The organism is Nonomuraea endophytica (genome assembly GCF_014203235.1).
Classification (GTDB): Bacteria; Actinomycetota; Actinomycetes; order Streptosporangiales; family Streptosporangiaceae; genus Nonomuraea; species Nonomuraea endophytica.
The window spans coordinates 877,622-902,168 of the sequence record NZ_JACHIN010000001.1; the positions used below are offsets into that span (position 1 = coordinate 877,622).

The following is a 24,547-nucleotide window of genomic DNA, read 5'->3' on the forward strand; positions in this document are numbered from 1 at the left end:
AACAAGGTTCGGCTGTCGCCGTCCCGACTCCATCATGAACCGCCCGCACCCGCGACGGCCTCGGCATTGCCGCACGATGACCCTTGATGCCCGATCGCCCAACCGGACACAAGTGAACAGACACTCCACTTAGGGCATGATCTATACCATGCGCCGTTTCCTCAACTGGACCACCGCCGTCCCTCTCCTCGCACTTCTGGCGCTGGCTCTGACGTGGGGACGGGAACCTCCGATGGTCGTCGTGATCATCGTGGCGGTGCTGCTGGCCGGGGCGGTCCTGGCTGCCGTGCACCACGCCGAGGTCATCGCGCACCGCGTCGGTGAGCCGTTCGGCTCGCTGGTGCTCGCGGTCGCGGTCACCGTGATCGAGGTGGCGTTGATCGTCAGCCTGATGATCAGCGGCGGCGAGAAGACCGCGTCGCTCGCCCGCGACACCGTCTTCGCCGCTGTCATGATCACCTGCAACGGCATCGTCGGACTGTCCCTGCTCGCCGCCACGCTCCGGCGCCGGGTCGTGGCGTTCCACGCCGAGGGCACCGGCGGCGCGCTCGCCACCGTGGCCACGCTCGCGACGCTCAGCCTCGTGCTGCCGACGTTCACGACCAGCGCCCAGGGCCCCGAGTTCTCCCCCGGCCAGCTCGCCTTCGCCGCCGTGGCCTCGCTCGCGCTGTATGGCCTGTTCGTCCTCACCCAGACGGTACGGCACCGCGACTACTTCCTCCCCGTCACCCACGACGGCCAGCCCACGCCCCCGGACTCGCACGCGCCCAGGCCGACCACCAGAACCGCCTTCGTCAGCCTCGCCCTCCTCCTGGTCGCCCTCGTCGCCGTCGTCGGCCTGGCGAAGGTCGAGTCGCCGATCATCGAGAGCGCCGTCTCCGAGGCCGGGCTGCCGCACGCCGTCGTCGGCGTGGTGATCGCGCTGCTGGTCCTGCTGCCCGAGACCATCGCCGCGGTACGCGCGGCCAAGCGCGACCAGTTCCAGATCAGCCTCAACCTGTCGCTGGGCTCGGCGATGGCCAGCATCGGCCTGACGATCCCGGCCATCGCGCTCGCCTCGATCTGGCTGGACGGGCCGCTGGTGCTGGGGCTCGGCGGCACCCACATGGTGCTGCTCGCCCTGACGGTCGGCGTCTCCACCCTCACCGTGGTGCCGGGACGGGCAACGTTGCTGCAGAGCGGCGTCCACCTGGTGCTGTTCGCGGCGTTCCTGTTCCTCGCGGTCAGCCCATGACCATCTGGCCGGTCACAGACAACGCCTAAACACGAGGACCCGTCTCCTCACCTCAACGCCCTCCTCCTTTCTCGTCGAGGCGAGGAGGGAGGTCCTTCTGTCAGGTGTTCTCAGGGAGGTTGACCACTTGGGTGGCTGACGTGGCGCCGTTGCGGTGGGCGCCACGTCCGACGTGAGAAGCGATCCCCACGATCGGCGCCGGCCCACGGCGGCGGGTGGGGGTGGGGTGGCGGAGCCGTAAGGGATGGTGCGCTTTTAAGGGCTTATCCCATGGATTTCTGGCCGTCGATGGACTCGCGGAGGATGTCGGCGTGGCCGGCGTGCTGGGAGGTTTCGGCGATGATGTGGAGCATCACGCGGCGCACCGACCAGCGTGCCCCCTGCTCGAACCACGGCGCCGTGGGCAGCGCGTGCGAGGTGTCGAGGTCGAGCGTGCGGGCGAGCTCGTTCGTGGCCTCGGCCACCGACTCGTAGTGCTTGAGCAGGGCGTCGAGCGTGTCGCCCGCGTCCATCCTGAACTGGCCCTCCCAGTCGACGGGCACGCTCTCCATGTGCTCGGCGCCTCCGGTGGCGAAGCGGGCCCAGCGCTGCTCGACGTTCGCGACGTGCTTGATGAGGCCGCCCAGGCACAGCGCGCTGGCCGTCGGCGTGAGGGCCGCCTGCTCGTCGGTGAGCCCTTGGACCGTGTGGCGCAGGAACCCTCGGTGCTTGTCCAGCGTCTGGACGAGGTCGTCGCGCTCGCTCGACATGTCGTCACCCCTTCCGGGGTCTAGATGCCCTTGCGCATCGCCCTGGTTCCGGCATAGAGGCCGATCAGGGCCACCAGGCCGGCGGCCGCTGCGCCGTACAAGACAGAGATATCACCCAGCTGACCGGAGAAGAGCGAACGTTGTGCGTCGACGAGGTATTTGACGGGGTTCACGTATCCGACGATCCGCAGCCACGCCGGGCCGGAGTCCACGGGCAGCAGCACTCCCGACAGGAGTAGCAGCGGAAAGAGCGCCCACTGCGTGACGAGATAGAACATCGTGCCGTCCGGCGCCGACTTGAGCGCCAGCACGAACGACAGCGACCCGAGCCCCACCCCGAGCACGATCAGCAGCGCCAGGCCCAGGATCACCCCGGCCAGGTGCAGCTCGAAGCCGAGCGGCAGCGCCAGCAGGATGATCAGCACGGCCTGGAGGAACAGGACCGCCATCTCCTTCAGCGTCCGGCCGACCAGCATGGCGGTGCGGTTCAGCGGCGAGACCATGAGGCGCTCCAGCGAGCCGCCGATCGCCTCGGTGAGCAGGTTGTATCCGGAGCCCATCGGCCCGGTCAGGCACATCATGACCAGGATGCCGGGCACGAACCACTGCCACGAGGTGTCCGTCGCCCCCTTCAGCAGCGAGCCGAACAGGAACAGGAACAGCAGCGGCTGCAACATCTCGAAGACCAGGGTCGTCGGATTCCGCAACGACGGGGTGAACTCCCTGGTGAAGACCGTCGCCGTGTCACGCAGGAACGTCGTCATCGGCCAGGCTCCTTCCGGTAAGCGCGAGGAACACGTCGTCGAGGGTGGGGCGCTTCGTCTCGGCCGCGGTGACCTTGATCTCGTGCGCGTCGAGGGTTCTGAGGCATTCGGGCAGCGCGGCCGGAGCGTTGGGGACGCGCAGTTTCACGGTGGCGCCGTCTGCCTCGCCACCGGTCAGCTCGGCGGCGCGGGCGGCGTCCGGGGTGGTCAGGATGATGTGGTCGCCGGCCAGGTCGTTCTTGAGCTGCTCGGCGGTGCCGTCGGCGATGATCCGGCCGTTGTCGATGATGATCACCCGCTCGGCCATGGCGTCGGCCTCTTCGAGGTAGTGGGTGGTCATGAAGATGGTCATCCCGATCTCCTCGCGCACGCGCAGGATGTGCGACCAGACCTCGGCGCGGCTGGTCGGGTCCAGGCCGGTGGACGGCTCGTCCAGGAAGAGCAGCTTGGGCTCGTGTACCAGGCCGATCGCGAGGTCGAGGCGGCGGCGCTGGCCGCCGGAGAGCGTGCCGGGCCGGCGCTTGGCCATCTTGGTGAGGTCGAGCATGTCGAGCACCTCGTCGGCGCGGCGGCGCGCCTGCGGGATGGGCAGGCCGTAGCAACGGCCCTGGGCGACGAGTTCGTCGCGGACGCGGTAGTTCTCGCCCGCGCTGTTCTTCTGGCCGACGTAGCCGATGCGGGCGCGGACGCCGGACGGGTCGGTGGCGATGTCGTGCCCGGCCACCGTGGCGCTGCCCTTCGTGGGCGGCAGCAGCGTGGTGAGCATGCGCAGGGTGGTCGATTTGCCCGCGCCGTTCGGGCCCAGGAAGGCGACCAGCTGGCCGTCTTCGATGTCGAGGTCGATGCCGCGTACGGCGTCGACGGTCTCTTTTCGTTTCAATGTGAAGCTCCGGGTGAGTCCCCGGGCACTGATGATGGGCATGGCAAACAGCCCCTTGCTTGGGAGGCGGGCGGATTTCCCCAAAGTCTGCGCAGGTCAGCGGGGTTTAGGCAAACGCGAACGTGACATTCACATACGGCGCTGACCTGCGGAAACGCTACGTCGGCCATCATTCGAAATGGCGCTCCGACCTGGGATTTCAGGAAATTTCGCGATGACCTTTGTCGGCGGTTGCGGGGCCCTGCCGTACTCCGGGAAGATCTGGGGCCTAATCGGTGAAAAGGGGACCCCTTCGTGAAGCGTGTTCTGGTGGCCGCGGCGCTCGCCGCGGTCGGTTATGGCGCGAACGCGTTACCCGTCCAAGCCGCCGACGGCGTGCCCGGCGTCGACGTGAGCAACTGGACCGGCGAGGTCGACTGGGCGAGCGTGGCGTCGGGCGGCGCGAAGTTCGCGTTCGTGATGGCCAGCGAGGGCGGCGACTTCGTCAGCCCCACGTTCTCCGCCCAGTTCCAGGGCGCCGCCGACGCGGGGCTGATCCGCGGCGCGTACCACTTCGCCCAGCCGCACGAGTCGGACGGCGCCGCCCAGGCCGAGTACTTCGTGCAGAACGGCGGCCGCTGGACCGGCGACGGCATCACCCTGCCGGGCGTGCTCGACCTGGAGGACAACCCCTACAAGGACCGCAACGGCAAGGACAACTGCTACGGCCTGTCCCCCAAGGACATGGTCACGTGGGTCAAGGACTTCACGAAGCGCTACCACCAGCGCACCGGACGCCAGGCGATCATCTACACCACGGCGAGCTGGTGGAAGACGTGCACCGGCGACTCGGCCAAATTCAAGGCCAACCCGCTCTGGCTGGCCCGCTGGGGCGCCGATCCGGGCGAGCTGCCGAAGAGCTGGGACAGGCACACGTTCTGGCAGTCGGCCGACAAGGGCACGCTGGCCGGCGGGCAGAACTCCTTCAACGGCAGCGAGTCCGAGCTCAGGGAGCTGGCCATCTCGGCGGTCGAGCTGACGGTGTCCGGCCAGGCGAAGAGCCGCCGCTCGTACACGATCACGATCGCCAACACCGGCCCGCACCCCGCCGGCACGATCAAGATCTCCGGTCGGGCGTACGGCGGGCAGAAGGTCGTCAAGGCGCCCGGCTGCAAGTTCAGCGGCACGGCCGTGAAGTGCACGGTGGCCAAGCTGAACCGGGGACAGAAGGTGCGGCTGACGTTCACCACGAAGGCTCCGGCCAAGGGGAGCGTGGGGATGCGGTTCACGGTCGGAACGGTGGAGCTGAACCTGAAGGCTCGCTGAGCGCGCGATCTTGCGCCTTTTCGATGAGGATGTATCCCGTCTTTCCCTATTAACGGAGGCGTTGGCGGGTGTCGGGGCGGCTACGGCGGGGACTGCTACCCGCGCTTGCCCTGGTGCTCCTGCTGGCCACCGCCTCCGCCCCCATCAGGGAGTGGGTGGCGCCGGACATCGTCAGGCTCGCCTACGAGATCGAGCGCAAGGACATCACCTACTCCTGGGGCGGCGGGCACGCCGACGAGCCGGGCCCGTCCAAGGGCACCTGCCTCGGTTACAAGGGGAAGATCAAGCCCTGTCCCGCCGCCAGGACCAGGGGGCTGGACTGCTCGGGGTTCACCAGGTGGGTGTACGCGCTGGCGCACGGCTCCGACGTGCTCGGTCCGGGTAACACTGATGACCATGTGCGGCGCATGTACCGGGTCAAGAAGCCGCAGCCTGGCGACCTCGTGTACTTCGGAAAAATCACGAAAAAGCGCGTTAAGACGCATCACGTCGGGATCTTCCTTGGTGGCGGGAAGATGATGAACGCCCCCGAGACCGGCGCCGAGATCCGCGTCGATGACATCGCCGACAAGAAGGGCTTCGCCGGTTACTACCGGTTCTGACTGACTCACGATGCCCAGGAGGCATGAGTCGCTGCGTGAAAATTGAGAGTCCTGAGGTCTAATCTGTGCCGCTATGGACAGGCGATGGGTGGGCCCCCGCGGCTACGAGGTCGTCCCGGCGACGCGGGCCGGCCGCCAGGTGCTGCGGATCCGGCGCAACGGCTGGCTGATCGCCGACTGCCTGTCCGTGGCCGACGTCGCCAAGCACGTGGATCTGGCCGACCTGTGCGAAGTGATCGCGCTACCGATGGACCGTCGTTACAGAGCTGCAGGATAACCGACACGGGCGCCGCCGTACCCTCGTTGACATGCGAAAACAGGCTCTGACGCTCCTCGCGCTCGCCCTCACGGCGGCCTGCGGCGCCGCCGGCGGAGTCCGGGTCGAGGGCCCGGCGCCGCCGTCGGAGTCCCGCGGTCCCGTCTACGTCGTCGCCTACATGGGCGATGCCCTGCAACGCCCGTCGGACTTCGCGCTCACCGAGTTCAGCAGCATGAACGGCGTGCGCTGGCAGTCCTGGGGCGGCGAGCAAGCAGTCGGCACCGGCCAAGTGAGCGGCACCTGGTGCCTGCCCGGCTGCGAGAAGGGCTACCCCGCCACGATCACCCTCACCGGCCTGACGCGGTTCGAGCGCACCGGCTACTACGCCCGCTTCACCGTCACCTCCGGCCACAAGATCAAGGACGACCTGACCGACCAGAAGCTGGAGGTGCCGCCCCGATGACCGACGTTCTGCTCGTCGAGGACGACGCCGTGATCCGCGAGGCCACCCAGCTCGCGCTCGAACGCCACGGCCTGGCCGTACGCACGGCATCGGATGGCTTGTCCGGCCTGTCCGCCTTCCAACGCCAGCCTCCCGACGTGGCCCTCCTCGACATCATGCTCCCCCACCTCGACGGCGTCAGCCTGGCCCGGCGCATCAGGCAGGCGGGCGACGTCCCCATCATCATGATCTCGGCCAGGTCGGACGCCATAGACGTGATCAACGCCCTGGAGGCCGGCGCCGACGACTACGTCACCAAACCGTTCGAACTGGGCGTCCTGCACGCCCGCATCCGCGCCGTCCTGCGCCGCGCCGCCGCCACGAGCGCCCCCGCCGTCCTGACGTTCGGCGACCTGACCATCGACACCCAGTCCATGGAGGTACGGCGGGGCGGCACCCTCCTGTCCCTGACCCCGACCGAGCTGAAGCTGCTGCTGGAGTTCGCGGCGAACGCCGGGATCGTCCTGTCCCGGGACACCCTGCTGCAGAACGTCTGGGACTACGCCTGGGACGGCGACACCCGCGTCGTCGACGTACACGTGCAGCGCCTGCGCTTCAAGATCGGCAACGACCGGGTCGAGACCGTACGCGGGTTCGGCTACAAGCTGAGGCGCTCATGAGCCTGCGCCTGAAGATCGCCCTGTCGCTGGCTCTGACCGCGGTGGCGGTGGCCACGGCCATCGGAGTCCTCGTTCACCTGCGCACCGCCGACACCCAGCTCGACACCGCGCGCCGTACCCTCGACGGCCAGTTCCAGTCGCTCCTGGCCCGCCAGGCGGAGGGCCAGGACGCCGGCCTGACCGTCGGCCCCGTCCCCGCGCCGCTGTCCCGCGAGATCACCGCCCGCCCGGTCCGAGCCACGTACCTGGACGGCGACACCCTCTGGGCCGCCACCACCCTGTCCGGCAAGACCGTCTCCCTAACCCGCCCCTACCACCCCGAACAGGCCCAGCTGGCCGCCCTCGACCGCACCCTGCTCACCTCGGGGGCGCTGGCCACGTTGGTGGCTTGTCTGGCGGGGATCGCGGTGGCCACAGGCTTGAGCCGCCGCCTCCGCCACGTCTCCCGAACCGCCACCACCATCGCCTCCGGCGACCTGACCGCCCGCGTCACCCCACCCCCGGCCCTTGTCGCGCCACCCACCGCGTTCTCCACGCCCGACCCACTCGCGCCCGCGCCACCCGGGGACCCATCCACGCCCGACCCACTCGCGCCCGCGCCATCCGGGAGCCCGCCCACGCCCGGCTCACCGGTTGTCGGCCCGTCATCGCCCTCTTCCGCACCACCGCCAGCGGACCACGCGGTCGTGTCTGTGTCCTCCCGTTCGAGGAGCGCTTGGCGGGGGGACGAGGTCGTGGCGGTGGGCAGAGCGCTGGACCAGATGGCCGACGCGCTCCAGGCCAGGCTGGAGGCGGAACGCCGCGTGACAGCCGACATCGCGCACGAGCTGCGCACCCCGGTCACCGGCCTGCTCACGGCCGCCGAACTGCTGCCTCCCGGCCGTCCTGCCGAGCTGGTCCGCGACCGCGCCGCCGTACTGGCGAGGCTGGTCGAAGACATCCTCGAAGTGGCCCGCCTGGACGCCCACACCGACCAACCCACCCTGGAACGCCGCCTGCTGAGCGCCCTGACCCACCGAGCCATCACCGCCGCCCACGCCACCCCCGCGCCCACCCCCTCGACGGCCACACCCGACCACGCGGCTCCAGAACACCCCCGCTCTTCCACGCCGGACGACGACACCCCCAACCCCGATACTCCAGCCCCGCCGCCGGGGTTGGACCACACCCACGCGAACGACAGCGCCCTCCCGGAGGCGGCTTGCGAAGGGAGCCCCGTTCCGAGCGACGCCCTTCCTGGGACGGATTACCCGGCGAGCGGGGGCGCCGGGGTGCGGGTGGTGGTGGTGCGGGATGTTGAGGTGGAGACCGATCCGCGGCGGGTTGAGCGCATTCTGGCCAATCTTGTGACCAATGCCGTGCGCCATGGGCGGCCGCCGGTCACGGTCACCGTGGACGGCACGACGGTGCGGGTGGCGGATCATGGGCAGGGGTTCCCGGCGGACATGCTGGCCGTACTGCGAGAACATGGTCCTCAGCGGTTCGCCAGCGGTGCTCGCGCCCGCGGGACGGGGGTCGGATTGGGGTTGACGATCGCCGCCGGGCAGGCCCGGATGCTGGGTGCTGACCTGGAGTTCGGCAACACGGACACGGGTGCCGTGGTGACCCTGAGATTGCCTGGAACCAGTTCGCATCATCGCTGACTGCCGTGTATGGTTACACCTGTCCGCAACGCAGACAGCGCCTGCGGACAGGCCCCTATAGCTCAGTCGGCAGAGCGTCTCCATGGTAAGGAGAAGGTCAACGGTTCGATTCCGTTTGGGGGCTCCAGCTTCACCAGGCCTCACCGGAAGTTTTCGGTCGAGGCTTTTGTTATGAGTTCAGTGGTGAGGCATAGATGAGGTCAACCCACCTGACCAGGTCATGTACGTATGTGCTCCCGAGGTCGGGTATCCTCTACGGGTCCGGGTTGTTTCGCCCGGCTCCAGGCGGAGTAGCTCAGTCAGGCAGAGCAAACGGCTCATAATCGTTGTGTCGCCGGTTCAAGTCCGGCCTCCGCTACGGCCCTTCTCAGGTCACCTGGCCTGGGCACGGGTATGTCCATGTCCCGAACGTAGAAAGGCACTCCCACGTGGCTGCCACCGACGTTAGGCCGAAGATCACGCTGGCCTGCCAGGAGTGCAAGCACCGCAACTACATCACGCGGAAGAACCGGCGCAACGACCCGGATCGGCTTGAGCTGAAGAAGTACTGCCCCAACTGCCGCACCCACCGCGCGCACCGCGAGACCCGCTAGCACTCGGCCGCGGCCAGGCCACCTCCCGATCCGGCCGACCGCGCCTCAGCCGCGATTCCACACGCGGCCCGGGTTCTCCGCAGGGCAGACACTCCTGCAACACACCGCACGAACCGGCACCTCAACCCGAGGCGCCGGTTTGTCGCATTTCTCCACCCAAAACCCCTCGCAGGCCACCCCCGGCTCAACGCCACCTGCCCTCGCCCCACAGCCGCCCGGTCCCGCCCGCAGGCTTCCGGGCCTAACCGCCGTCGGCGTCACGCAAAGCGTCGCGACCGCCCACCGACTTCCCGCAGCACCCCAGCCCTGGCCCGCAGACTTCCTGCGGCACCCCAGCCCTGGCCTACGGCCTCCCGGGGCCAACTCCGCGGACTTCCCGCAGCACCCCACGCCTGGCCCGCAGACTCCCTGGCCCAACCCCGCTGGCGACACGGGCACACGTCACGATCACCACCGCCACGGCCCAGCGCTGTAGTCGTCTCCGGGACAGCTCGCGACGGTCCACCGGGGCTCGCTCGGCAGCCCTCGGTACCGTACCTCCCGCACCCGCCCCAAGGCCCCGGGCCACCCCGCCTGGCCCACACCCCTCGGGCTAGCCGTTGGGTGGAGCGGGACCCCGCGTGTCCCGGCAACTGGGGGCGGCGGGCCGTACTGGATCATTGGGGTGGGGTGAGTTCTCTGAGGGCCAGGTCCCAGGGCTGGGTTTGTTGTTCGCCGTCTGAGCCCTCCACCACCACGACGCCCTCGGCGCGCAGGCTCTCCACGCTCCGCATGAACGGCGCGCGGGCCGACAGTGCCGCGTTGACGAAGGTGAGCACCACTACCGGGATCCCCAGTCCGGGCGCCTCGGCGAGCAGGCCGAGCGCGTATGAGTCGGTCATCCCCTGGGCGAACTTGTTCACGGTGTTGAAGGTGGCCGGGGCGACGATGATCGCGTCGGGTCTGGGTGGCTTGGGTTCGTGGGGTTTGCGGTAGCGGCTGCGGACGGCCTGGCCGGTCTGGAGCTCCAGCGCGGGCACGTCGATGAAGTCCAGGGCCTGCGGGGTGGCGACGATCTGGACGGCCCATCCGGCGTCCTGGGCCAGTTCGACCAGGCGGCCGACGTCCGAGGCGGGCGCGGCGGCGCAGACGATGACGTAGAGGACCTTCACCAGGCCAGGCTAGTTGCCGATGAGTTCGACGTTCTATGCCCGGTTCGCGGTGATCGCCGACCTTGAAACGCGAGGCGGCTTAAGCTGTCGGTCGTGACGAAGATCCCCCTGCGCCGGTTCACCGGCCGCGCGCTCCCCATCAACGACGAAGGCCGGGTCCTGCTGCTGCACGGGTTCGATCCGGCCAGGCCGGATGAGCCGTTCTGGTTCACGATCGGCGGCGCGGCCGAGGCCGATGAGACGCTGCTGGACGCGGCGGTCCGGGAGCTGTTCGAGGAGGCCGGGATCGCGGCGCCCGCCGGTGAGTTCACCGGGCCGCTGGCGACCGGGACGATCTCGTTCAACTTCGCCGAGTACGCGATCACGCAGGACCAGACGTTCTTCGCGATCCGGGTGACCGGCGCGGAAGTCTCGTTCGAGCACATGGAGGACGTGGAGAAGGACACCACGCTGGGACACCGCTGGTGGAGCCTGGAGGAACTCGAAGCGACGGACGAGACCATCTTCCCCGTGGACCTTCCGGCCATTCTTCGCAAGATCACACCGGACGGAGAATCCGGGTAGCTCCGGCGATCAGCGCGGTGGCCAGGATCCACCCGGCGGCGATCAGGCCGTACGCCAGCCCCTGGGTCCAACCGGCCGGATCGAACAACTCCCGCTGCCCGAATGCCGCGATCGGCAGCAGCAGGTCGAAGGTGTAGGCGAACGCGTCGAACACGGGCGCTTCCGCTGGCTTGAGCGCTCTGGGTGGGTTCAGGGCGAACACGACCGTGCCCACGACCAGCAGCAGCACGAACCAGATCGAGGCCAGCCAGGGGCGGTAGCCGTACCCGACGGTGATGTCGAGGAGATTGCCCCAGATACGGCCGCTGAGCGGTGAGGTACGGCGGCGCGCCCGCAGCTTGGCCAGCTGGGTGCGGCGGGCCAGATGCTCGTTCCCGTCGCGCAGGCACCACGCGGCGAGCTGCTCGTACGGCTGCGGCCGGAACCCCGCCGGATCCCGTCCGGCCCAGTCGATGCGCTTGGTGACGCCGCTGCCGCGCAGTGCTTCGTAGACCAGGCCGTTCAGGCGGAGCTTTTCCGGCCAGGTGTCGGGGTCGTCGCGGAGCGTGCCGACGCGGGAGTGGGCGAGGCTGACAACGCCCTCGATGGGCTCGGCCGGCTTGAGGACGAGTTCGCGGACCTCCATGTGGCTGGCGTGCAGCGCGTACGGCGTGTCGGGACTGTGGATGGCGCCGGTGATCGACAGGGTGCCGTTGACGCGGGCGCCGCGCAGGCGTACCACCCCGAAAGCCTGGAAGTCGCCTTCGAAGATGTCTTCGACCGTGATGTTGTCGGCGGCCAGCGCGTCCTTGCCGGGGTTGCGGATGGTGGCGTTGCTCATGAACAGGCCGCCGTTGAGCCGCGCCCCGACCAGGCGTAGGCCGCCGGTGATGTCGGCATTGTTAAGGTAGAGGCCGGCGTCGACCACCATCGCGCCCGACCACAGCGCCCACTCGTCCGTGGTGGTGATCTTCGTGCCGCCGAGCCAGAGGCCGCTCTCGAACACCGCCCGCGCCACCCGGATCGAGCCGGTCACCATCGAACCCGACAAACTCATGTGCCCGGCCACCCGCATGCCGCTGCCGCGCAGTCCGGGCAGGTGGCAGTCGGTGAACCGCAGCGTCCTGGTGGTCGCGCCGGCGCAGTCGACCGGTTCCTCCAGGTGGCAGCCGCTGACCGCGAGCTCGTATGCGGTGTTCGCCCCTCTGAGGGCGATCTGGCCGGTGATGCGGGCGCCGCGCAGCCGTACGGCAGGAGCGGTTCCCGCGTCGGGTTCGTGAGCGCCGAGGAGCAGGGCCGAGATGACCTCGCCGCGCACGGTGCGCTCGGGGCCCCAGGTCTCGCCGTCGGTGGGCGCGTTCTGGCCGGCGGTACAGCCGGGACCGGTGATGGGGTCGGCGAACTCGGCCCAGGCGCCCGTCTCGAACGCCTTCCATACACGCTGCTCGGCCGCGGTGAGCCGCATACGTAACCCCATGATCCAATTGTGCCGGAGCCGCCTCAGCGCCGGTAGCCCGCCATTCGCTCCAGCCTCGCCACTCGCTGCGAGGTGGGCGGGTGGCTGGAGAACATCCGGCCGAGTCCCGATCCGCTGAACGGGTTGGCGATCATCAGGTGCGAGGCCGAGGTCAGGCGGCTGTTCTCCGGCAACGGCAGCCGCCGGGCGCCCATCTCGATCTTCCGCAGCGCGGAGGCCAGAGCCAGCGGGTCGCCGGTCAGCCGGGCGGCCGACTCGTCCGCCTGGAACTCGCGTGTCCGGGAAATCGCCATCTGCACCATGCCGGCCGCCACCGGGCCCAGCACCATCATCAGCAGCGCCCCCAGGAACCCTGGGCCCTCATCGTCGTCCGAGCCGCCGAAGAACACCGCGACGTAGCTGACCCAGGTGATCATCGTGGCCAGCGCCGCCGTGACGGACGAGAGGAGGATGTCGCGGTTGTACACGTGTGACAGCTCATGCCCGATGACCCCGCGCAGCTCCCGCTCGTCCAGCAGCCGGGTCAGCCCCCACGTCACGCAGATCGCCGCCCGCCTGGGGCTCCTGCCCGTGGCGAAGGCGTTCGGCTGGGCCGTCGGCGAGATGTAGAGCCTCGGCATCGGCTGCCGCGCCTCCGTGGACAGCTCGCGCACGATCTTGTAAAGCGTCGGCTGCTCGACCTCACTGACCGGCCGGGCCCGCATGGCCGACAGCGCGATCCGGTCGGAGAAGAAATACGCGACGCCGGAGGTGCCCAGCGCCATCAGCACCGCGATCTGCAGCCCGACCCTGCCACCCACCCAGGTGCCCACGACGAGGATTCCTGCCGACAATCCGCCAAGTAGCACGGCAGTGCGCACACCGTTGCGACGCAAGGCTCCCCCTTCCGTGGTCTGGGTTCACCACTTCCAACGTCCATCCCCTACCTCAACGTTCCCGCTCCACCATCCCGCACGGCGTTCCGGAAATCCCCCGTTCCCCGACTTGACCGGATATTGGAGACGCTGACCTGCGCAAACTTGTGACCCCCACAAGCCCACAACCCCCAGTCAGGGGTACGGCATGCGGTCAAGGGGCCGTCAGCAGGGGTGGAGCTTGGCCGGAGCGGTCAGGGACATCCTCGGCCGGAGCAACACGGCACAAGCCTTGGGCCGGAGCGGTCAGGGCCACCCTCGGCCGGAGCCTCACCGCACAAGCCTTGGGCCGGAGCGGTCAGGGGCACCCTCGGCCCGAGCAACACGGCACAAGCCTTGGGCCGGAGCGGTCAGGGGCACCCTCGGCCCGAGCCTCACCGCACAAGCCTTGGCCGGGACCACGGATTCGAAGCGACGTGAACTTCGTCCGGAGTGGCGCGGCACGCACGGGACATGACCTCAGGACTGGCGCTGCCCCTTCAGCCGAGCGGCACAGCGCGTGGCGGGCGGCACGTTGCGGGCAGGGCAGGTCGGAGCCTCGCACGGCGCGTCTCGGGACGGCACGTCGCGGGCAGGGCAGGGCCTGGTGCGGCTCTCGGGGGGTGTGGTGCTTGGGCCGGCCACGGGATCGGGTGCCCGTGTGGTGGGGAATGGCGGAGCGGCCGCCGTACCTCTGAAAAGGTGGGCGAGCGGCTCGGGGCACGGTGTGCCCCGAGCGTCGCTAGCGGTAGTTCACGAACTGGAGGGCGACGTCGAGGTCCTTGCCCTTGAGCAGGGTGATGACGTCCTGCAGGTCGTCCTTCTTCTTGGAGCTGACCCGAAGCTCCTCGCCCTGGATCTGCGCCTTGATGCCCTTGGGGCCCTCGTCGCGGATCAGCTTGGAGATCTTCTTCGCGTTCTCCTGGTCGATGCCCTCCTTGAGGGCGATCATCATGCGGTACTCCTTGCCCGACAGCTTCGGCTCGCCGGAGTCAAGGATCTTCAGCGAGAGACCCCGCTTGATGATCTTCTCCTTGAACACGTCGAGGGCGGCGTTGGCGCGCTCCTCGCTGTTCGCCTTGATCTCGATGTTCTGCTGGCCGGACCAGCTGATCGAAGCGCCGGTGTTCTTGAAGTCGAAGCGGTGCCCGATCTCCTTGACGGTCTGGTTCAGCGCGTTGTCGACCTCCTGATGGTCGATCTTGCTGACGATGTCGAATGACGAGTCTGCCAATGCCCGAAACCTCTCAGACGGGCCAAGTCACGGCGGACTCGGCCTTCTACACTCTCGATAGCCCGCACGGGCGCCGCGGCCCGATAGTCCTTGATAAGCCTGACAAGCCTAGCCAGCATCCGCGCGCGGCGCTCTGCCGGTCAAATGTCGTTTACCCGAGCCTTGGCCGGGGAGATGGGGGTGAGCTGCGGGAATACCCACGACCAGGATGGTGAGAGGTGGAACCTTTGAACAAGCAGTCATTGACCGCGGTAGCCCGCAACCAGCTCGAAACCGCGCGTGTCGCCTCAAGCGGCCGCTCCGCCACCACCCTGTACGGCGGGCACGAACAGGTCCTACGCCAAACCCTGATCGCCCTGGCCGCCGGATCCCGCATGGACGACCACAACAATCCCGGCGAAGCCACCCTTTACGTCGTGTCCGGCCGGGTCAAACTCCTGTCCGACGGCGTGTCCTGGGACGGGATGACCGGGGACCTGCTGATCATTCCGCAGGCCGTACACGCGGTCGAGGCCGTGGAGGACTCAGCCGTCCTCCTCACCGTCGCGAAGCGCCGCTGACCCCCGACCACAAGCAGGACATTCTGATGTCACGTCCACCTCGAAAGTCCGCTATTCTTCTACCTGTCGCCGCGCAAGCGGGTCTGACAAGGCAGGTTGCCCGAGTGGCCAATGGGAGCGGACTGTAAATCCGTCGGCTTAGCCTACCCAGGTTCGAACCCTGGACCTGCCACACGCAGTACGAAGGGCCTCTGGTCTGCGCCTAAGCGCACCAGGGGCCCTTCGCTTTGGTCAGTGCGGCGGGAGTCATGGCCTGCTACCGGTCCGTTGCCGGGCGGTGCCCTCCTGGCCATGGGTCCACGTGACGCCGCTGGTTCGTCAGAACTTGGCCGTGGTCAGCAGCCAGGACTCGACGGCGCCGGTGGGGGCGCCCGCGAGCGCCTCCGACTGCAGGGCGAACGCGGCGGCGCTGCCCACGAGAATGCCGGCGATGATCGTACGACGTGAGACTGATTCGGACATTGGTGCCCTCCGTTAGCGGATCTGTTGACGGATGAGGTTGAGCACGTCGGCGTCAACATGGCCCGCGGCGTGCCGCAGCAGCTCCTGGAGTGTGTGCGATTCGGGGTCGGCCAGCAGGACCACCCGCCGATCGGCCGACAGTTCCAGGGCGACGACGCGCGGGGCCACCTTGGCCCGTGCCGCGCGGCCGTGCGAGGTGTCCAGACCGGTCACCTCGATCCAGCGGAAACCCAGCTTGCCTTCGTCCGGTGGCTTGAGTCCCTCGTCCACCCGCAGGTCGTCCACCGCTGTGACCACTGCGGAGCGCGCGGACTTGTCGAGGGTCCAGCTCGGATTCGGCCGACCTGAGTAAATCTCGACTGTCGCCACGCTCGGCGAGTCGCCCTCGGCGCCAGAATTGCCGCAGGCGAACATGGACAGCGAAACTCCGATCACCGCGAGAACAAGCCGGACAGCCACTGGAACCCCTGACTAGTTGATAGTGGACCGCGGATTTACCCGGGGATAGATGTACGGAGATCCGTCCACTGTATACGGCCCCCGGTTGCATGTCACCGGATTGGTAATGGCCAGTCCGGAATTGTCGACGTTGGTCGCCGGTGTGCTTCCTGGTTTGTGCGCCCAGCGCTGGAGGCTGCCGGAGTAATCGGCGATCCGGTGGTAGAAGTGAAAGTCCGTCCCCGGCCAGATGCAGACGTAGCTGACGAATCTGTCGTCGTTGCAGGCGCTGGTGTAGCCGTCGCGGAACACCGCCGCCTTGATGTTGGCGATGGTCAGCGCGGTGAAGATGCTGCCGGTGCCGCGGCCGGGCTGCGCGAAGGTGCCGGTGGCGAGACTGGAGGCGAAGTTGTAGCAGTTGTTCGTGGGACGGCGGGCGCCGTTCCAGAAGGTGTTGAGGTCTGCCCAGGTGGACGACCAGGTCGCGCAGGCCGCGATCGCCTGGCCGCCGCCTTCCTGCTGTGCCGTCGGGGAGCCGATGGTCAGATCGACGACGCCGCCGACCTCGGGTGAGATGGTGGACTGCGCGCCGGGGGTGTGTAACAGCCAGCGTTCCGTCACGTCCGACACCTGCAGGCCGGTGGCCTCCCTGAGGCGGAAGCTCGGTGGCAGGCCGGAGGCGGTGAGGCGTTCCTGGCTTGACCGGTCGGCGGTCACGACCATTCCGCGATAACCCAGCTTGGACTCGACGTCGTTGACCTGGCGTAGCCCGGAACGATTCGCCTTGAGCCGTTCGATGAGTTCGCGTTCTTCGCGTGCCGTGAGCTTCCAGTGCGGATTCGGACGTCCAGAAAAGACGTCGAGTTCGATGTGGAGCATTGCCTCTCCTCCGCGATCGTTGATTCCACAGAGAAGTTAACAGGCAAGCAAGCTGCTGGAAAGACACAAAATTCAGGCCGACCGGGTCGTCACGGGCAATCCAATTCAAATTGAAACTACCATTAACCGCACGGCCACATTTATCAACCCTGCCGAAAAAGGGTCGTGTGTTCAAAAATGCCTTCCGTCGCGGCGGCCTTTCTCATCATGTGAGACCGTGGACGATGGAGTCGTCCCGTGCTCACCGAGTTGAGCAGGCGTGACGCGACGGCCACAGAGTGTTCATCGTGGTCGGCCTGTCGCACGGCGATCCGTGGTTTCGGTTGGCCATTCGCCCCACGCGCTCGCCGTACGACGGTGTCAGCCCGTCAGCGTGGTCAGGGTGAGAACCAGTTGCGGAGCCGCGGAGAACAGGACGGCGACCGCCAGGGTGGCGGCGACGGCGACCCAGGTGGCCGGGTGGATCCGGGCGAGCTTGTGGGCGGGAGCGGCGGCCGGGGTGACGACGCGGGCGGTCCAGGCCACGTAGTAATACAGGCCGATGACCGTGTTGACGGCCATGACGACGGCCAGCCAGCCCAGGCCGCCCTCGACGATCTCGCGGAAGACGACGACCTTGGCGAACAGCCCCGCCAGGCCGGGCGGCAGGCCCGCCAGGCAGATCAGGCAGAAGGCCAGGGCGATGCCCGCGACCGGTGTGCGGAAGGCGAGGCCACGGTAGTCGTTCAGCTCGTTGCGCGGGCTGCTCCGGGAGACGAGCATGACCACGGCGAAGGCGCCCAGGTTCATGGCGGCGTACAGGACCAGGTAGGCCATCGACGCGGCGATGGCGGCGCCCGATCCCGCGGCGATGGCCAGCGGGGCGAGGATGTAGCCGGACTGGGCCACCGAGGACCAGGCGAGCAGGCGTACGGCGGAGCGCTGGCGCATGGCCAGCAGGTTGCCCACGGTCATGGTCAGGGCGGCGAGGATGGCGATCAACGGGGACCAGGTCGCCGCCTGGCCGCGCAGGGCGGCCACGAGGACCAGGATGAGTCCGGCGAATCCGGCGGCCTTCGAGATGACCGACAGGAGCGCGGCGATGGGGATGGGCGCGCCCTGGTAGACGTCGGCGGCCCAGGAGTGGAACGGGACGGCGGCGATCTTGAACGCGAAGCCCGCCGTCACCAGGACCACGCCGACCGCGACGACCGAGGGCAGCGCGCCGGGGGCGCCCGGGGCCGGGAGCTGGCCGCTCAGGGTCGCGGCCATGCGGTTGAGGTAGACGGTGCCGGTGATGCCGTAGAGCAGGGAGACGCCGAAGAGCATGACGGCGGTCGAGACCACGGACATCACGAACAGCTTCACCGCCGCCTCCGAGCCGCGGCCGTCGTAGCGTTTCAGCGCCGTCAGGGCGAAGACCGGCAGGGAGACCAGTTCGAGCGCGACCACGAGCATGATCAGGTCACGGGAGGCGGGGAGCGCGACGGCGCCCACCAGGGTGCACAGGAGCAGGAAGTACCACTCGCCGACCGGGATGCCGCCGCCCGCGAGTTCGGTCATCGACAGCAGCACCACGACGACCCCGGCCACCAGGGCCAGACCGGCGAAGACCACGGTGTAGTGGTCGACGACGAAGGAGCACATGGGCGTGGGGCCGGTGTTGAGTGCCTTCGGGACGCAGAACGTGGACAGGCCCTGGGCCGCCGCCGGGGACTGGGCCACGACGAAGGCCAGGGCGGCGAGCAGGCCGGTCAGCGTGACGAGGCCGAGCGCGGTGCGCACCCGGCGGGTCGCGGGCAGGAAGGCGTCGAGCAGCAGCACCAGGCCCGCCACCAGCGCCAGGATCAGCGGGGCCGCGATGGCGAAGTAGTCGATCGACTGGATCACGACACGACCCCCAGCAGCGCCTCGACGGCGGGTGTGGTGAGCGAGAGCAGGAGTCCGGGCCAGAGGCCGAACAGCAGGATCAGCACGATCAGCGGCACCCAGGCGGCCATCTCGTAGCGGCGGATGTCGGGCATGTGGGACAGGAGGCCGATCCGCTCACCCGTCTTCTCCAGGCGCGCGTCCGCGGTCTCGTCGGACGGGCCGATCGCGAGAGAGGCTTCTGGGCCGGTCGCTTCATCGCCCGGCCCCGACGCGGCCAGGACGGTGCCGGGCGGGACGGGTACGGCCTTGCTGCCCGGGAGTCCGTGGGTCACGCGGGAGAGCATGACCAGGAAGTACGCGGCCGTCAGCACCGCGCCCAGACCTCCGATGACCATGAACGTCAGGAACAGGGGCCGTGACAGCGCCTCGGCCGGATCGAACGCGCCCAGCAGCGCGAGCATCTCGCCCCAGAACCCGGCGAGGCCCGGCAGCCCGAGCGAGGCGATGGCCGCGAACGTCAGCACCGAGCCCAGGTGCGGGAGCGTGGCGAGCAGGCCGGTGATCGAGGGCATGTCGGCGGTCGAGTAGCGCTCCTTGATCGCTCCGGCCAGGAAGAAGAGCAGGCCGGTGATGAGGCCGTGGGCGACGTTCGCGAACAGGGCGCCGTTGATGCCCACGGTGGTCAGCGTGGCGAAACCGAGCAGGACGAAACCCATGTGGCCGACCGAGGAGTAGGCGATCATCCGTTTCAGGTCGCGCTGGGCCAGGCAGGCCAGGGAGCCGTAGATGATGCCGACCACGGCCAGCGCGCCCAGCCACGGCGCCAGTGCGGCGGCGCCCTCGGGCAGGACCGGGATGGCGATTCTGGCGAAGCCGTAGGTGCCCATCTTGAGGAGCACACCGGCCAGCAGCACCGAGCCGACGGTCGGCGCCTCGGTGTGGGCGTCGGGCAGCCAGGTGTGCAAAGGCCACATCGGGGTCTTCACCGCCAGGCCGATGCCGACCGCCAGGAACGCGATCACCTGCACCGCCCTGGACATTCCGGCGCCGTGCCGGGCGGCCAGCTCCACCATGTCGAGCGTGCCCGCCTGGGCCCAGATGAACAGCAGGCCCAGCAGCATGACGACCGAGCCGAGCAGGGTGTAGAGGATGAATTTGACCGCCGCCGCCCGGCGGGCCTTGCCGCCCCAGACGGCGATCAGGAAGTACATCGGGATCAGCACGATCTCGAAGAACACGAAGAACAGCAGCAGGTCCAGGGCCAGGAAGGTGCCGATCATGCCGACTTCGAGCACCAGCAGCGTGAACACCAGCGCCCTCGGCCGGCTGCCGCCCGCTCTGGGGCGGAGCAGCTGGCCCTGGCCGCGGCCGTCGCCGACGCCCAGGTAGACGAAGCACAGGAACGTCAGCAGGGCGGTCAGCGCGACCAGCGGCAGCGAGATCCCGTCGACTCCCAGGTGGAACCTGACCCCCAGGCCGGGGATCCACGGCAGGTCGAGGGTGAACTGCATACGGGCGGCCTGGCCGTACTCGAAAGTCGCGACCATGATCGCGGCCAGCACCAGGACCACGCCGGAGACGGCGAGGCCGTAGAGGCGCAGCGTCCGCCGCAGCGCCGGCGGGGGTGCGAGCAGCAGAAGAGCACCCAGCAGAGGTACGGCCAGCAGTGCGACAGGCAGCCAGCTGAGCCCGCTCATGCGAACATCACCGCCCCGACGACGATCAGGAGCACTCCGGCGAGCACGCCGCTGACGTAGAGCTGCACGTTGCCGTTCTGCGCGAGGCGCAGGACCCCCGACAGGCCACGGGCCGTGCGGCCGGAGCCGCGCACCGCGCCGTCCACGACCCGGTCGTCGGTGCTGACCACCAGCCGGGACAGCGCGAGGATCGGGCGGACGAACAGGGCCGCGTAGACGGAGTCGACGTAGAAGGCGCGTTCGCACGGGACGCGGAACGGCCCGAGGATACGCGCGGGGTCGGCCACCGGATCGCCGCGCCAGAAGGCGTAGACGACTCCGGAGCCGAGCAGCGCCAGCACCACGCTGATCGTGGCCACGCCGACGTCGAGGTGGAGGCCGCCGGCGAAGCCCAGCAGGAGGGCGGGGACCGCGAGCAGGACGATGGGGATCAGCATCGTCGGCGGCGCCTCGCGGGTGTCGACCACGTGCGCCGTGCCGGGCTGCGGCTCGGGCAGGGCGATGGTGCGTCCGGGTCCGAAGAACGTACGCAACCAGGCGCGGGCCGAGTAGGCGCCGGTGACGACGACGGTGGCCAGGGCGCTGGCGTAGAGCAGGAGCGCGGCGGCGTCGGTGAGGGCGGCGCCGCTGACCGCCCCGTCCATGGCCAGCAGGAGGCTGTCCTTGCTGAAGAATCCGCTGGCCGGTGGCAGGCCCATGAGGGCGGCGAAACCGATCGTGGTCGCGGCGAACGTGACCGGGAGCTCACGGCGCAGGCCGCCCATCTGGCTCATGAGGTTGGAGCCGACGTGGTGGATGACCGCCCCCGCGCACAGGAACAGCAGCGCCTTGAACGCGCCGTGCGTGAGCAGGTGGAAGATGGCCGCGTGGTCGGAGCCCGCGGCCAGGCCGCCGGCCATGTAGGACAGCTGGCTGATCGTCGAATAGGCGAGCACACGTTTGAGGTCGTCCTGGGCCAGCGCGGCCAGGGCGGCGCCCAGCATGCCGAGCGCCGCCATGACGGCCAGCACGTCGAGCGTGGGCCTGGCCCCGAGGAACGCGGGGAAGAGCCTGGCGACGATGAAGATGCCGGCGGCGACCATGGTGGCGGCGTGGATCAGCGCGCTGATCGGCGTCGGACCGGCCATGGCGTCGGGCAGCCAGGTGTGCAGCGGCACCTGGGCGCTCTTGCCCGCCACCCCGGCCAGCAACAGCATGGTCGCCGTGACCAGCGTGGCCGTGGACATCTCCGGCACCTTGGCGAGCACGTCGGCGATGCGGAAGCTGTCCGCCGAGATGCCGAGCACGAAGATGCCGAACAGGAAGCCGACGTCGCCGAGTCGCGTGACCAGGAAGGCCTTCACGGCGGCCCTGGAGTTTGACCGGTCTTCCCACCAGTGGCCGATGAGCAGGTAGGAGCACAGGCCCATGACCTCCCAGCCCACGTACAGGACCAGCAGGTCGCCGGAGTAGACGACGAGCAGCATGGCGCTGGTGAACAGGCTGATGAAGGCGCTGTAGGACGGGTAGCGCCGGTCGTCGTGGAGATAACCCACCGAATAGACCTGTACGGCCAGCGCCACCAGGGTCACCAGGACCCCGAGGACACCGGACAGGGCGTCGGCCTGGAGGGTCAGCGTGATGGGGACCGTACCGGTGACGATCTCGCCGTAGTCGGCGCCTACCGGATCGACCGCGCGTTCGGCGAAGAACGCGAAGCCCTGAGCGGCCGCCAGCCAGAGCGCCAGAGCGGCCGAGACGGCGGTGGGAAGGACGGCGATCCAGGCCGCGCGCCGGTTGCCTCCCCGGTGCTGGTGGCCTGCTTCCTGCCCCTTCGCTTCGGCGGCCCCCGGTTGTGGTCGACGAGTTCTTGGCCAGCGGGAAAGGAGCAGGCCCGCGAAGGCCGCGAGGAACGGCAGCGCCACGATCAGCAGGGGGAACGGCGAGGATGTCGTGCTCATGCGTTGCCTCCTCGCCTGGCGGGGTGACCGGGCCGGCCGACGCCGTCGCCCTGGTCGGAGGCGCCGTTGCCGCGTGCGGTGAGCTGGGGTGAGGTGACCGTGTCGAGTCCGGCGGGCTGGTGGTCGTCGGCACGCGCGCCGTTGTCGCCGCCCGCGCCGTTGTCGCCGTCGGCTGTGGTGGCCGGGTCGGCGGGTTCGGCCAGGGCGCGCAGGCGGTCGAGGTCGACGCTCTGGCGGTTGCGGAAGAGCGCGAGCACGATCGCCAGGCCGAGACCCACCTCTGCCGCCGCGATCACGATGATGAACAGCGTGAGCACCTGACCGCTGTGGAGCACGTCGGCCAGCCACATGTCGAACGCGACCAGGTTGATGTTGACGGCGTTGAGCATGAGCTCGACCGACATCAGCACGAGGATCGTGTTGCGTCTGGCCAGCACGCCGTAGACGCCGATGGAGAAGAGCAACGCGGAGACGACCGCGGGGTACACGATGTGCACTAGGGCCCCCCGGGACCTTCAGCCGGAGCCGGATCGCCGCCGGCCTCGCCCGCGGACGGCGGGGCGCCGCGGATGTCGGTGCGGGACAGGACGATGGCGCCGATCAGCGCCGCGAGCAGGAGCACGGAGAGCGCCTCGAACGGCAGCACCCACGTGCTGAACACGCTCGCGCCCAGCTCGCCCGCCGCGCCCTCACCCGGCTTCAGCGGCGCGTACGCCGTGCGGAAGCCGTCGATCACGACCGTGACCAGGACCGCGGCCGTCGCCAGCGCGACGACGGCGGCCACGACGCGGTTGCCGCTGTCGAGGTCGGCCGAGCGTCCGATGGGAGCGCGCGTCAGCATGATGCCGAACAGCAGCAGCACCACCACCGCGCCCACATAGATCAGCACCTGCACCCAGGCGACGAACTCCGCGGTCAGCACCAGATAGCCGCCGGCCAGGGCGCCGAAGCAGAGGACCAGCCACAGGGCGGCGTGGACGAGCTGCTTGGTGGTGACGACAAGCAGCGCCGATCCGACGGCCACCGCGCCCAGGAGCAAGAACACGACTTCTTGCGTGGTGGGTGGCAGGAAGGGCGCCGCCTCGGTCACGAATCCTCCTCGGACTCCTGTGTCTCGCCGGACTGCAGCTGCCCAGGTGGACGGATGGACCGTGGATCGGCCATCCGCCGCCTGCGCGGGCTCGCGGCAGAAGTCTGCTCCCCCGAATCGGGCGGCCGCGACGACTCGCCCGAACCTGTGGACAACTTGTCGCCGGACTGCTCGCCTGTGGACAACTGCCCGCCCTCGGCCTCTGTCTTGGGCGCGCTAGCGGGGGGTGTGGGCTCTTCCGCCGGTTCTGGAGCCGTTCCTGCGGGCGGTTCCGCCGTAGGCTTCGCGCCTGTGGGCGTCGCCTCGGTGAGCGATCCCTCTGTGGGGGTCGCCTCTGGGGACGTTGCCTCGGGGAGTGAAGCCTCTGGGGGTGTTGCCTCGGCACGTGAAGTCTGTGGGGGCGTTGCGGTTGGGGGTGTCCGGTCAGCGGGTGGTTTCGCTGTGGACGAGCCATCTGTGGACGAGCTATCTGTGGGCGTTGCCTCCGTAGAGCCTTCTGGGGGCGGTTTCGCCTCTGGGGTGTCGCGGGTTCTGGGGGTTCGGCGGGGTGTGGGGGTGTCTGAGGGCGCCTGCCTGGCGGAGGGGCCTGCCGTACCGGATGGGCGGCGGGGGGCGGCGGTCAGTTCCTTGGGAGGCTCCGCGCCCGCGTCGTGGGCCGGCGGCGGCGGGACGGTCTCGACCCATGTCCCGAGCTGCTCCTTCTCGTGGAGAAGGTTGCGGATGTCGCCCTCCGCGTACTCGAATTCGGGCGACCAGAACAGCGCGTCGAACGGGCACACCTCAATGCAGATGCCGCAATACATGCAGAGGGCGAAGTCGATGGCGAAACGGTCGAGAACGTTGCGCTGGCGGGGGCGGCCGCCTTCCGGTGCGGGGAGCGTCTCCTTGTGGGAGTCGATGTAGATGCACCAGTCGGGGCATTCGCGGGCGCACAGCATGCAGGAGGTGCAGTTTTCCTCGACCAGCGCGATGACCCCGCGGCTGCGCGCTGGAAGGGCGGGTTTGACCTCGGGGTATTGCTGCGTCACTGATCTGCGCAGCATGTGGCGCAGGGTGATGGACAGCCCCTTTGCCAGTCCTACTCCCGGTATCCGCACCATGGTTCAACATCATGACGCACTATGCGTCTGAGGTGAATGAGCCAGACTGTTGTCCCCAGTTTTTCCACAGACATCCACAGG

At 68.9% G+C, this 24,547-nt stretch carries 26 protein-coding genes and 3 tRNA genes; 13 read left to right on the forward strand and 16 right to left on the reverse strand.

Features of this window, described 5'->3' with window-relative positions:
* Positions 1-148: 148 nt before the first annotated feature.
* Entirely contained in the window at positions 149-1,234 is a 1,086-nt protein-coding gene (locus tag HNR40_RS04210) for a calcium:cation antiporter (protein WP_221339911.1), read from the forward strand.
* Between the two features lie 263 nt (positions 1,235-1,497).
* On the opposite strand, the gene HNR40_RS04215 is transcribed toward HNR40_RS04210, so the two are convergent.
* From HNR40_RS04215 to HNR40_RS04225, 3 genes are read right to left on the reverse strand one after another with little or no spacing between them, the layout of a single operon-like run.
* Positions 1,498-1,983 (reverse strand): DinB family protein, encoded by a 486-nt coding sequence (locus tag HNR40_RS04215; RefSeq protein WP_184958476.1) that lies wholly within the window; start codon positions 1,981-1,983, stop codon positions 1,498-1,500.
* Between the two features lie 20 nt (positions 1,984-2,003).
* Positions 2,004-2,747 carry an ABC transporter permease gene (locus HNR40_RS04220; protein WP_184958478.1) on the reverse strand — a complete coding sequence of 248 codons (744 nt, stop codon included), beginning with the start codon at positions 2,745-2,747 and terminating at the stop codon, positions 2,004-2,006.
* Positions 2,728-3,663, reverse strand: coding sequence for an ATP-binding cassette domain-containing protein (locus HNR40_RS04225; protein ID WP_184959421.1), 936 nt, complete (start codon positions 3,661-3,663; stop codon positions 2,728-2,730). Before HNR40_RS04225 ends, HNR40_RS04220 begins: the two co-directional genes overlap by 20 nt.
* A gap of 258 nt (positions 3,664-3,921) precedes the next feature.
* On the opposite strand from HNR40_RS04225, the gene HNR40_RS04230 reads away from it, so the two are divergent.
* From HNR40_RS04230 to rpmG, 9 genes are all read left to right on the forward strand, one after another.
* Positions 3,922-4,932: a GH25 family lysozyme gene (locus HNR40_RS04230; protein WP_184958480.1), complete on the forward strand. Its 1,011-nt coding sequence runs from the start codon at positions 3,922-3,924 to the stop codon at positions 4,930-4,932.
* Positions 4,933-5,045: 113 nt separating this feature from the next.
* Positions 5,046-5,534: a C40 family peptidase gene (locus HNR40_RS04235; protein WP_312896174.1), complete on the forward strand. Its 489-nt coding sequence runs from the start codon at positions 5,046-5,048 to the stop codon at positions 5,532-5,534.
* A 73-nt stretch (positions 5,535-5,607) separates the two neighbouring features.
* Positions 5,608-5,811: a transposase gene (locus HNR40_RS04240; protein ID WP_184958484.1), complete on the forward strand. Its 204-nt coding sequence runs from the start codon at positions 5,608-5,610 to the stop codon at positions 5,809-5,811.
* A gap of 31 nt (positions 5,812-5,842) precedes the next feature.
* On the forward strand, positions 5,843-6,256 hold the full coding sequence (locus HNR40_RS04245) for a hypothetical protein (protein ID WP_184958486.1): 414 nt from the start codon (positions 5,843-5,845) through the stop codon (positions 6,254-6,256).
* The gene (gene cseB, locus HNR40_RS04250) at positions 6,253-6,915 is read left to right on the forward strand and encodes a two-component system response regulator CseB (protein ID WP_184958488.1); all 663 of its coding nucleotides are present in this window, start codon (positions 6,253-6,255) and stop codon (positions 6,913-6,915) included. The genes HNR40_RS04245 and cseB overlap by 4 nt, the downstream gene beginning before the upstream one ends.
* Positions 6,912-8,558: a sensor histidine kinase gene (locus tag HNR40_RS04255; protein ID WP_184958489.1), complete on the forward strand. Its 1,647-nt coding sequence runs from the start codon at positions 6,912-6,914 to the stop codon at positions 8,556-8,558. The genes cseB and HNR40_RS04255 overlap by 4 nt, the downstream gene beginning before the upstream one ends.
* Positions 8,559-8,609: 51 nt before the next feature.
* Positions 8,610-8,685 (forward strand) — tRNA-Thr (locus HNR40_RS04260).
* 157 nt (positions 8,686-8,842) lie between these two features.
* Positions 8,843-8,916, forward strand: a tRNA-Met gene (locus tag HNR40_RS04265).
* Between the two features lie 70 nt (positions 8,917-8,986).
* The gene (gene rpmG, locus HNR40_RS04270; protein ID WP_101786011.1) at positions 8,987-9,151 is read left to right on the forward strand and encodes a 50S ribosomal protein L33; all 165 of its coding nucleotides are present in this window, start codon (positions 8,987-8,989) and stop codon (positions 9,149-9,151) included.
* A gap of 656 nt (positions 9,152-9,807) precedes the next feature.
* Here the strand turns inward: rpmG and HNR40_RS04275 are convergent.
* Complete coding sequence (locus HNR40_RS04275) at positions 9,808-10,302, reverse strand: flavoprotein (RefSeq protein WP_312896175.1); 495 nt, start codon at positions 10,300-10,302, stop codon at positions 9,808-9,810.
* A 93-nt stretch (positions 10,303-10,395) separates the two neighbouring features.
* On the opposite strand from HNR40_RS04275, the gene HNR40_RS04280 reads away from it, so the two are divergent.
* Positions 10,396-10,866: an NUDIX hydrolase gene (locus HNR40_RS04280; RefSeq protein WP_184958491.1), complete on the forward strand. Its 471-nt coding sequence runs from the start codon at positions 10,396-10,398 to the stop codon at positions 10,864-10,866.
* Here HNR40_RS04280 and HNR40_RS04285 read toward each other — a convergent pair.
* The 3 genes from HNR40_RS04285 to HNR40_RS04295 form a co-directional block, all read right to left on the reverse strand.
* Positions 10,841-12,322 carry a hypothetical protein gene (locus HNR40_RS04285; protein WP_184958493.1) on the reverse strand — a complete coding sequence of 494 codons (1,482 nt, stop codon included), beginning with the start codon at positions 12,320-12,322 and terminating at the stop codon, positions 10,841-10,843. The genes HNR40_RS04280 and HNR40_RS04285 overlap by 26 nt on opposite strands.
* Before the next feature lie 23 nt (positions 12,323-12,345).
* The gene (htpX, locus tag HNR40_RS04290) at positions 12,346-13,197 is read right to left on the reverse strand and encodes a zinc metalloprotease HtpX (protein WP_184958495.1); all 852 of its coding nucleotides are present in this window, start codon (positions 13,195-13,197) and stop codon (positions 12,346-12,348) included.
* A 760-nt stretch (positions 13,198-13,957) separates the two neighbouring features.
* Complete coding sequence (locus HNR40_RS04295) at positions 13,958-14,449, reverse strand: YajQ family cyclic di-GMP-binding protein (RefSeq protein ID WP_184958497.1); 492 nt, start codon at positions 14,447-14,449, stop codon at positions 13,958-13,960.
* 218 nt (positions 14,450-14,667) lie between these two features.
* On the opposite strand from HNR40_RS04295, the gene HNR40_RS04300 reads away from it, so the two are divergent.
* Together HNR40_RS04300 and HNR40_RS04305 are read left to right on the forward strand one after the other, a co-directional pair.
* Positions 14,668-15,009 (forward strand): cupin domain-containing protein, encoded by a 342-nt coding sequence (locus HNR40_RS04300; RefSeq protein WP_312896176.1) that lies wholly within the window; start codon positions 14,668-14,670, stop codon positions 15,007-15,009.
* A gap of 90 nt (positions 15,010-15,099) precedes the next feature.
* Positions 15,100-15,181, forward strand: a tRNA-Tyr gene (locus HNR40_RS04305).
* A 146-nt stretch (positions 15,182-15,327) separates the two neighbouring features.
* Here HNR40_RS04305 and HNR40_RS04310 read toward each other — a convergent pair.
* The 9 genes from HNR40_RS04310 to HNR40_RS04350 form a co-directional block, all read right to left on the reverse strand.
* On the reverse strand, positions 15,328-15,471 hold the full coding sequence (locus tag HNR40_RS04310; protein WP_184958501.1) for a hypothetical protein: 144 nt from the start codon (positions 15,469-15,471) through the stop codon (positions 15,328-15,330).
* 12 nt (positions 15,472-15,483) lie between these two features.
* On the reverse strand, positions 15,484-15,930 hold the full coding sequence (locus tag HNR40_RS04315; protein ID WP_184958503.1) for a hypothetical protein: 447 nt from the start codon (positions 15,928-15,930) through the stop codon (positions 15,484-15,486).
* Between the two features lie 12 nt (positions 15,931-15,942).
* Complete coding sequence (locus tag HNR40_RS04320) at positions 15,943-16,788, reverse strand: hypothetical protein (RefSeq protein ID WP_184958505.1); 846 nt, start codon at positions 16,786-16,788, stop codon at positions 15,943-15,945.
* Between the two features lie 360 nt (positions 16,789-17,148).
* Positions 17,149-18,657 carry an NADH-quinone oxidoreductase subunit N gene (locus tag HNR40_RS04325; protein ID WP_184958507.1) on the reverse strand — a complete coding sequence of 503 codons (1,509 nt, stop codon included), beginning with the start codon at positions 18,655-18,657 and terminating at the stop codon, positions 17,149-17,151.
* The gene (locus tag HNR40_RS04330; RefSeq protein ID WP_184958509.1) at positions 18,654-20,336 is read right to left on the reverse strand and encodes a complex I subunit 4 family protein; all 1,683 of its coding nucleotides are present in this window, start codon (positions 20,334-20,336) and stop codon (positions 18,654-18,656) included. The genes HNR40_RS04325 and HNR40_RS04330 overlap by 4 nt, the downstream gene beginning before the upstream one ends.
* Positions 20,333-22,276 (reverse strand): NADH-quinone oxidoreductase subunit 5 family protein, encoded by a 1,944-nt coding sequence (locus tag HNR40_RS04335; protein WP_184958511.1) that lies wholly within the window; start codon positions 22,274-22,276, stop codon positions 20,333-20,335. The genes HNR40_RS04330 and HNR40_RS04335 overlap by 4 nt, the downstream gene beginning before the upstream one ends.
* Positions 22,273-22,773 carry an NADH-quinone oxidoreductase subunit NuoK gene (gene nuoK, locus HNR40_RS58105; RefSeq protein ID WP_312896177.1) on the reverse strand — a complete coding sequence of 167 codons (501 nt, stop codon included), beginning with the start codon at positions 22,771-22,773 and terminating at the stop codon, positions 22,273-22,275. The genes HNR40_RS04335 and nuoK overlap by 4 nt, the downstream gene beginning before the upstream one ends.
* On the reverse strand, positions 22,773-23,366 hold the full coding sequence (locus HNR40_RS04345; protein ID WP_312896178.1) for an NADH-quinone oxidoreductase subunit J family protein: 594 nt from the start codon (positions 23,364-23,366) through the stop codon (positions 22,773-22,775). The genes nuoK and HNR40_RS04345 overlap by 1 nt, the downstream gene beginning before the upstream one ends.
* Entirely contained in the window at positions 23,363-24,466 is a 1,104-nt protein-coding gene (locus tag HNR40_RS04350) for a 4Fe-4S binding protein (protein WP_184958512.1), read from the reverse strand. Before HNR40_RS04350 ends, HNR40_RS04345 begins: the two co-directional genes overlap by 4 nt.
* Positions 24,467-24,547 lie beyond the last annotated feature (81 nt).

What these genes read in the sequence shown, in the direction of transcription:
- HNR40_RS04330 (WP_184958509.1), bottom strand. Translation starts at nt 20,336, where the DNA reads ATGAGCGGGCTCAGCTGGCTGCCTGTCGCACTGCTGGCCGTACCTCTG.
- HNR40_RS04285 (WP_184958493.1), bottom strand. Translation starts at nt 12,322, where the DNA reads ATGGGGTTACGTATGCGGCTCACCGCGGCCGAGCAGCGTGTATGGAAG.
- HNR40_RS04310 (WP_184958501.1), bottom strand. Translation starts at nt 15,471, where the DNA reads ATGTCCGAATCAGTCTCACGTCGTACGATCATCGCCGGCATTCTCGTG.
- HNR40_RS04320 (WP_184958505.1), bottom strand. Translation starts at nt 16,788, where the DNA reads ATGCTCCACATCGAACTCGACGTCTTTTCTGGACGTCCGAATCCGCAC.
- HNR40_RS04335 (WP_184958511.1), bottom strand. Translation starts at nt 22,276, where the DNA reads ATGAGCACGACATCCTCGCCGTTCCCCCTGCTGATCGTGGCGCTGCCG.
- cseB (WP_184958488.1), top strand. Translation starts at nt 6,253, where the DNA reads ATGACCGACGTTCTGCTCGTCGAGGACGACGCCGTGATCCGCGAGGCC.
- HNR40_RS04220 (WP_184958478.1), bottom strand. Translation starts at nt 2,747, where the DNA reads ATGACGACGTTCCTGCGTGACACGGCGACGGTCTTCACCAGGGAGTTC.
- HNR40_RS04215 (WP_184958476.1), bottom strand. Translation starts at nt 1,983, where the DNA reads ATGTCGAGCGAGCGCGACGACCTCGTCCAGACGCTGGACAAGCACCGA.
- HNR40_RS04350 (WP_184958512.1), bottom strand. Translation starts at nt 24,466, where the DNA reads ATGGTGCGGATACCGGGAGTAGGACTGGCAAAGGGGCTGTCCATCACC.
- HNR40_RS04245 (WP_184958486.1), top strand. Translation starts at nt 5,843, where the DNA reads ATGCGAAAACAGGCTCTGACGCTCCTCGCGCTCGCCCTCACGGCGGCC.
- HNR40_RS04255 (WP_184958489.1), top strand. Translation starts at nt 6,912, where the DNA reads ATGAGCCTGCGCCTGAAGATCGCCCTGTCGCTGGCTCTGACCGCGGTG.
- HNR40_RS04210 (WP_221339911.1), top strand. Translation starts at nt 149, where the DNA reads ATGCGCCGTTTCCTCAACTGGACCACCGCCGTCCCTCTCCTCGCACTT.
- HNR40_RS04240 (WP_184958484.1), top strand. Translation starts at nt 5,608, where the DNA reads ATGGACAGGCGATGGGTGGGCCCCCGCGGCTACGAGGTCGTCCCGGCG.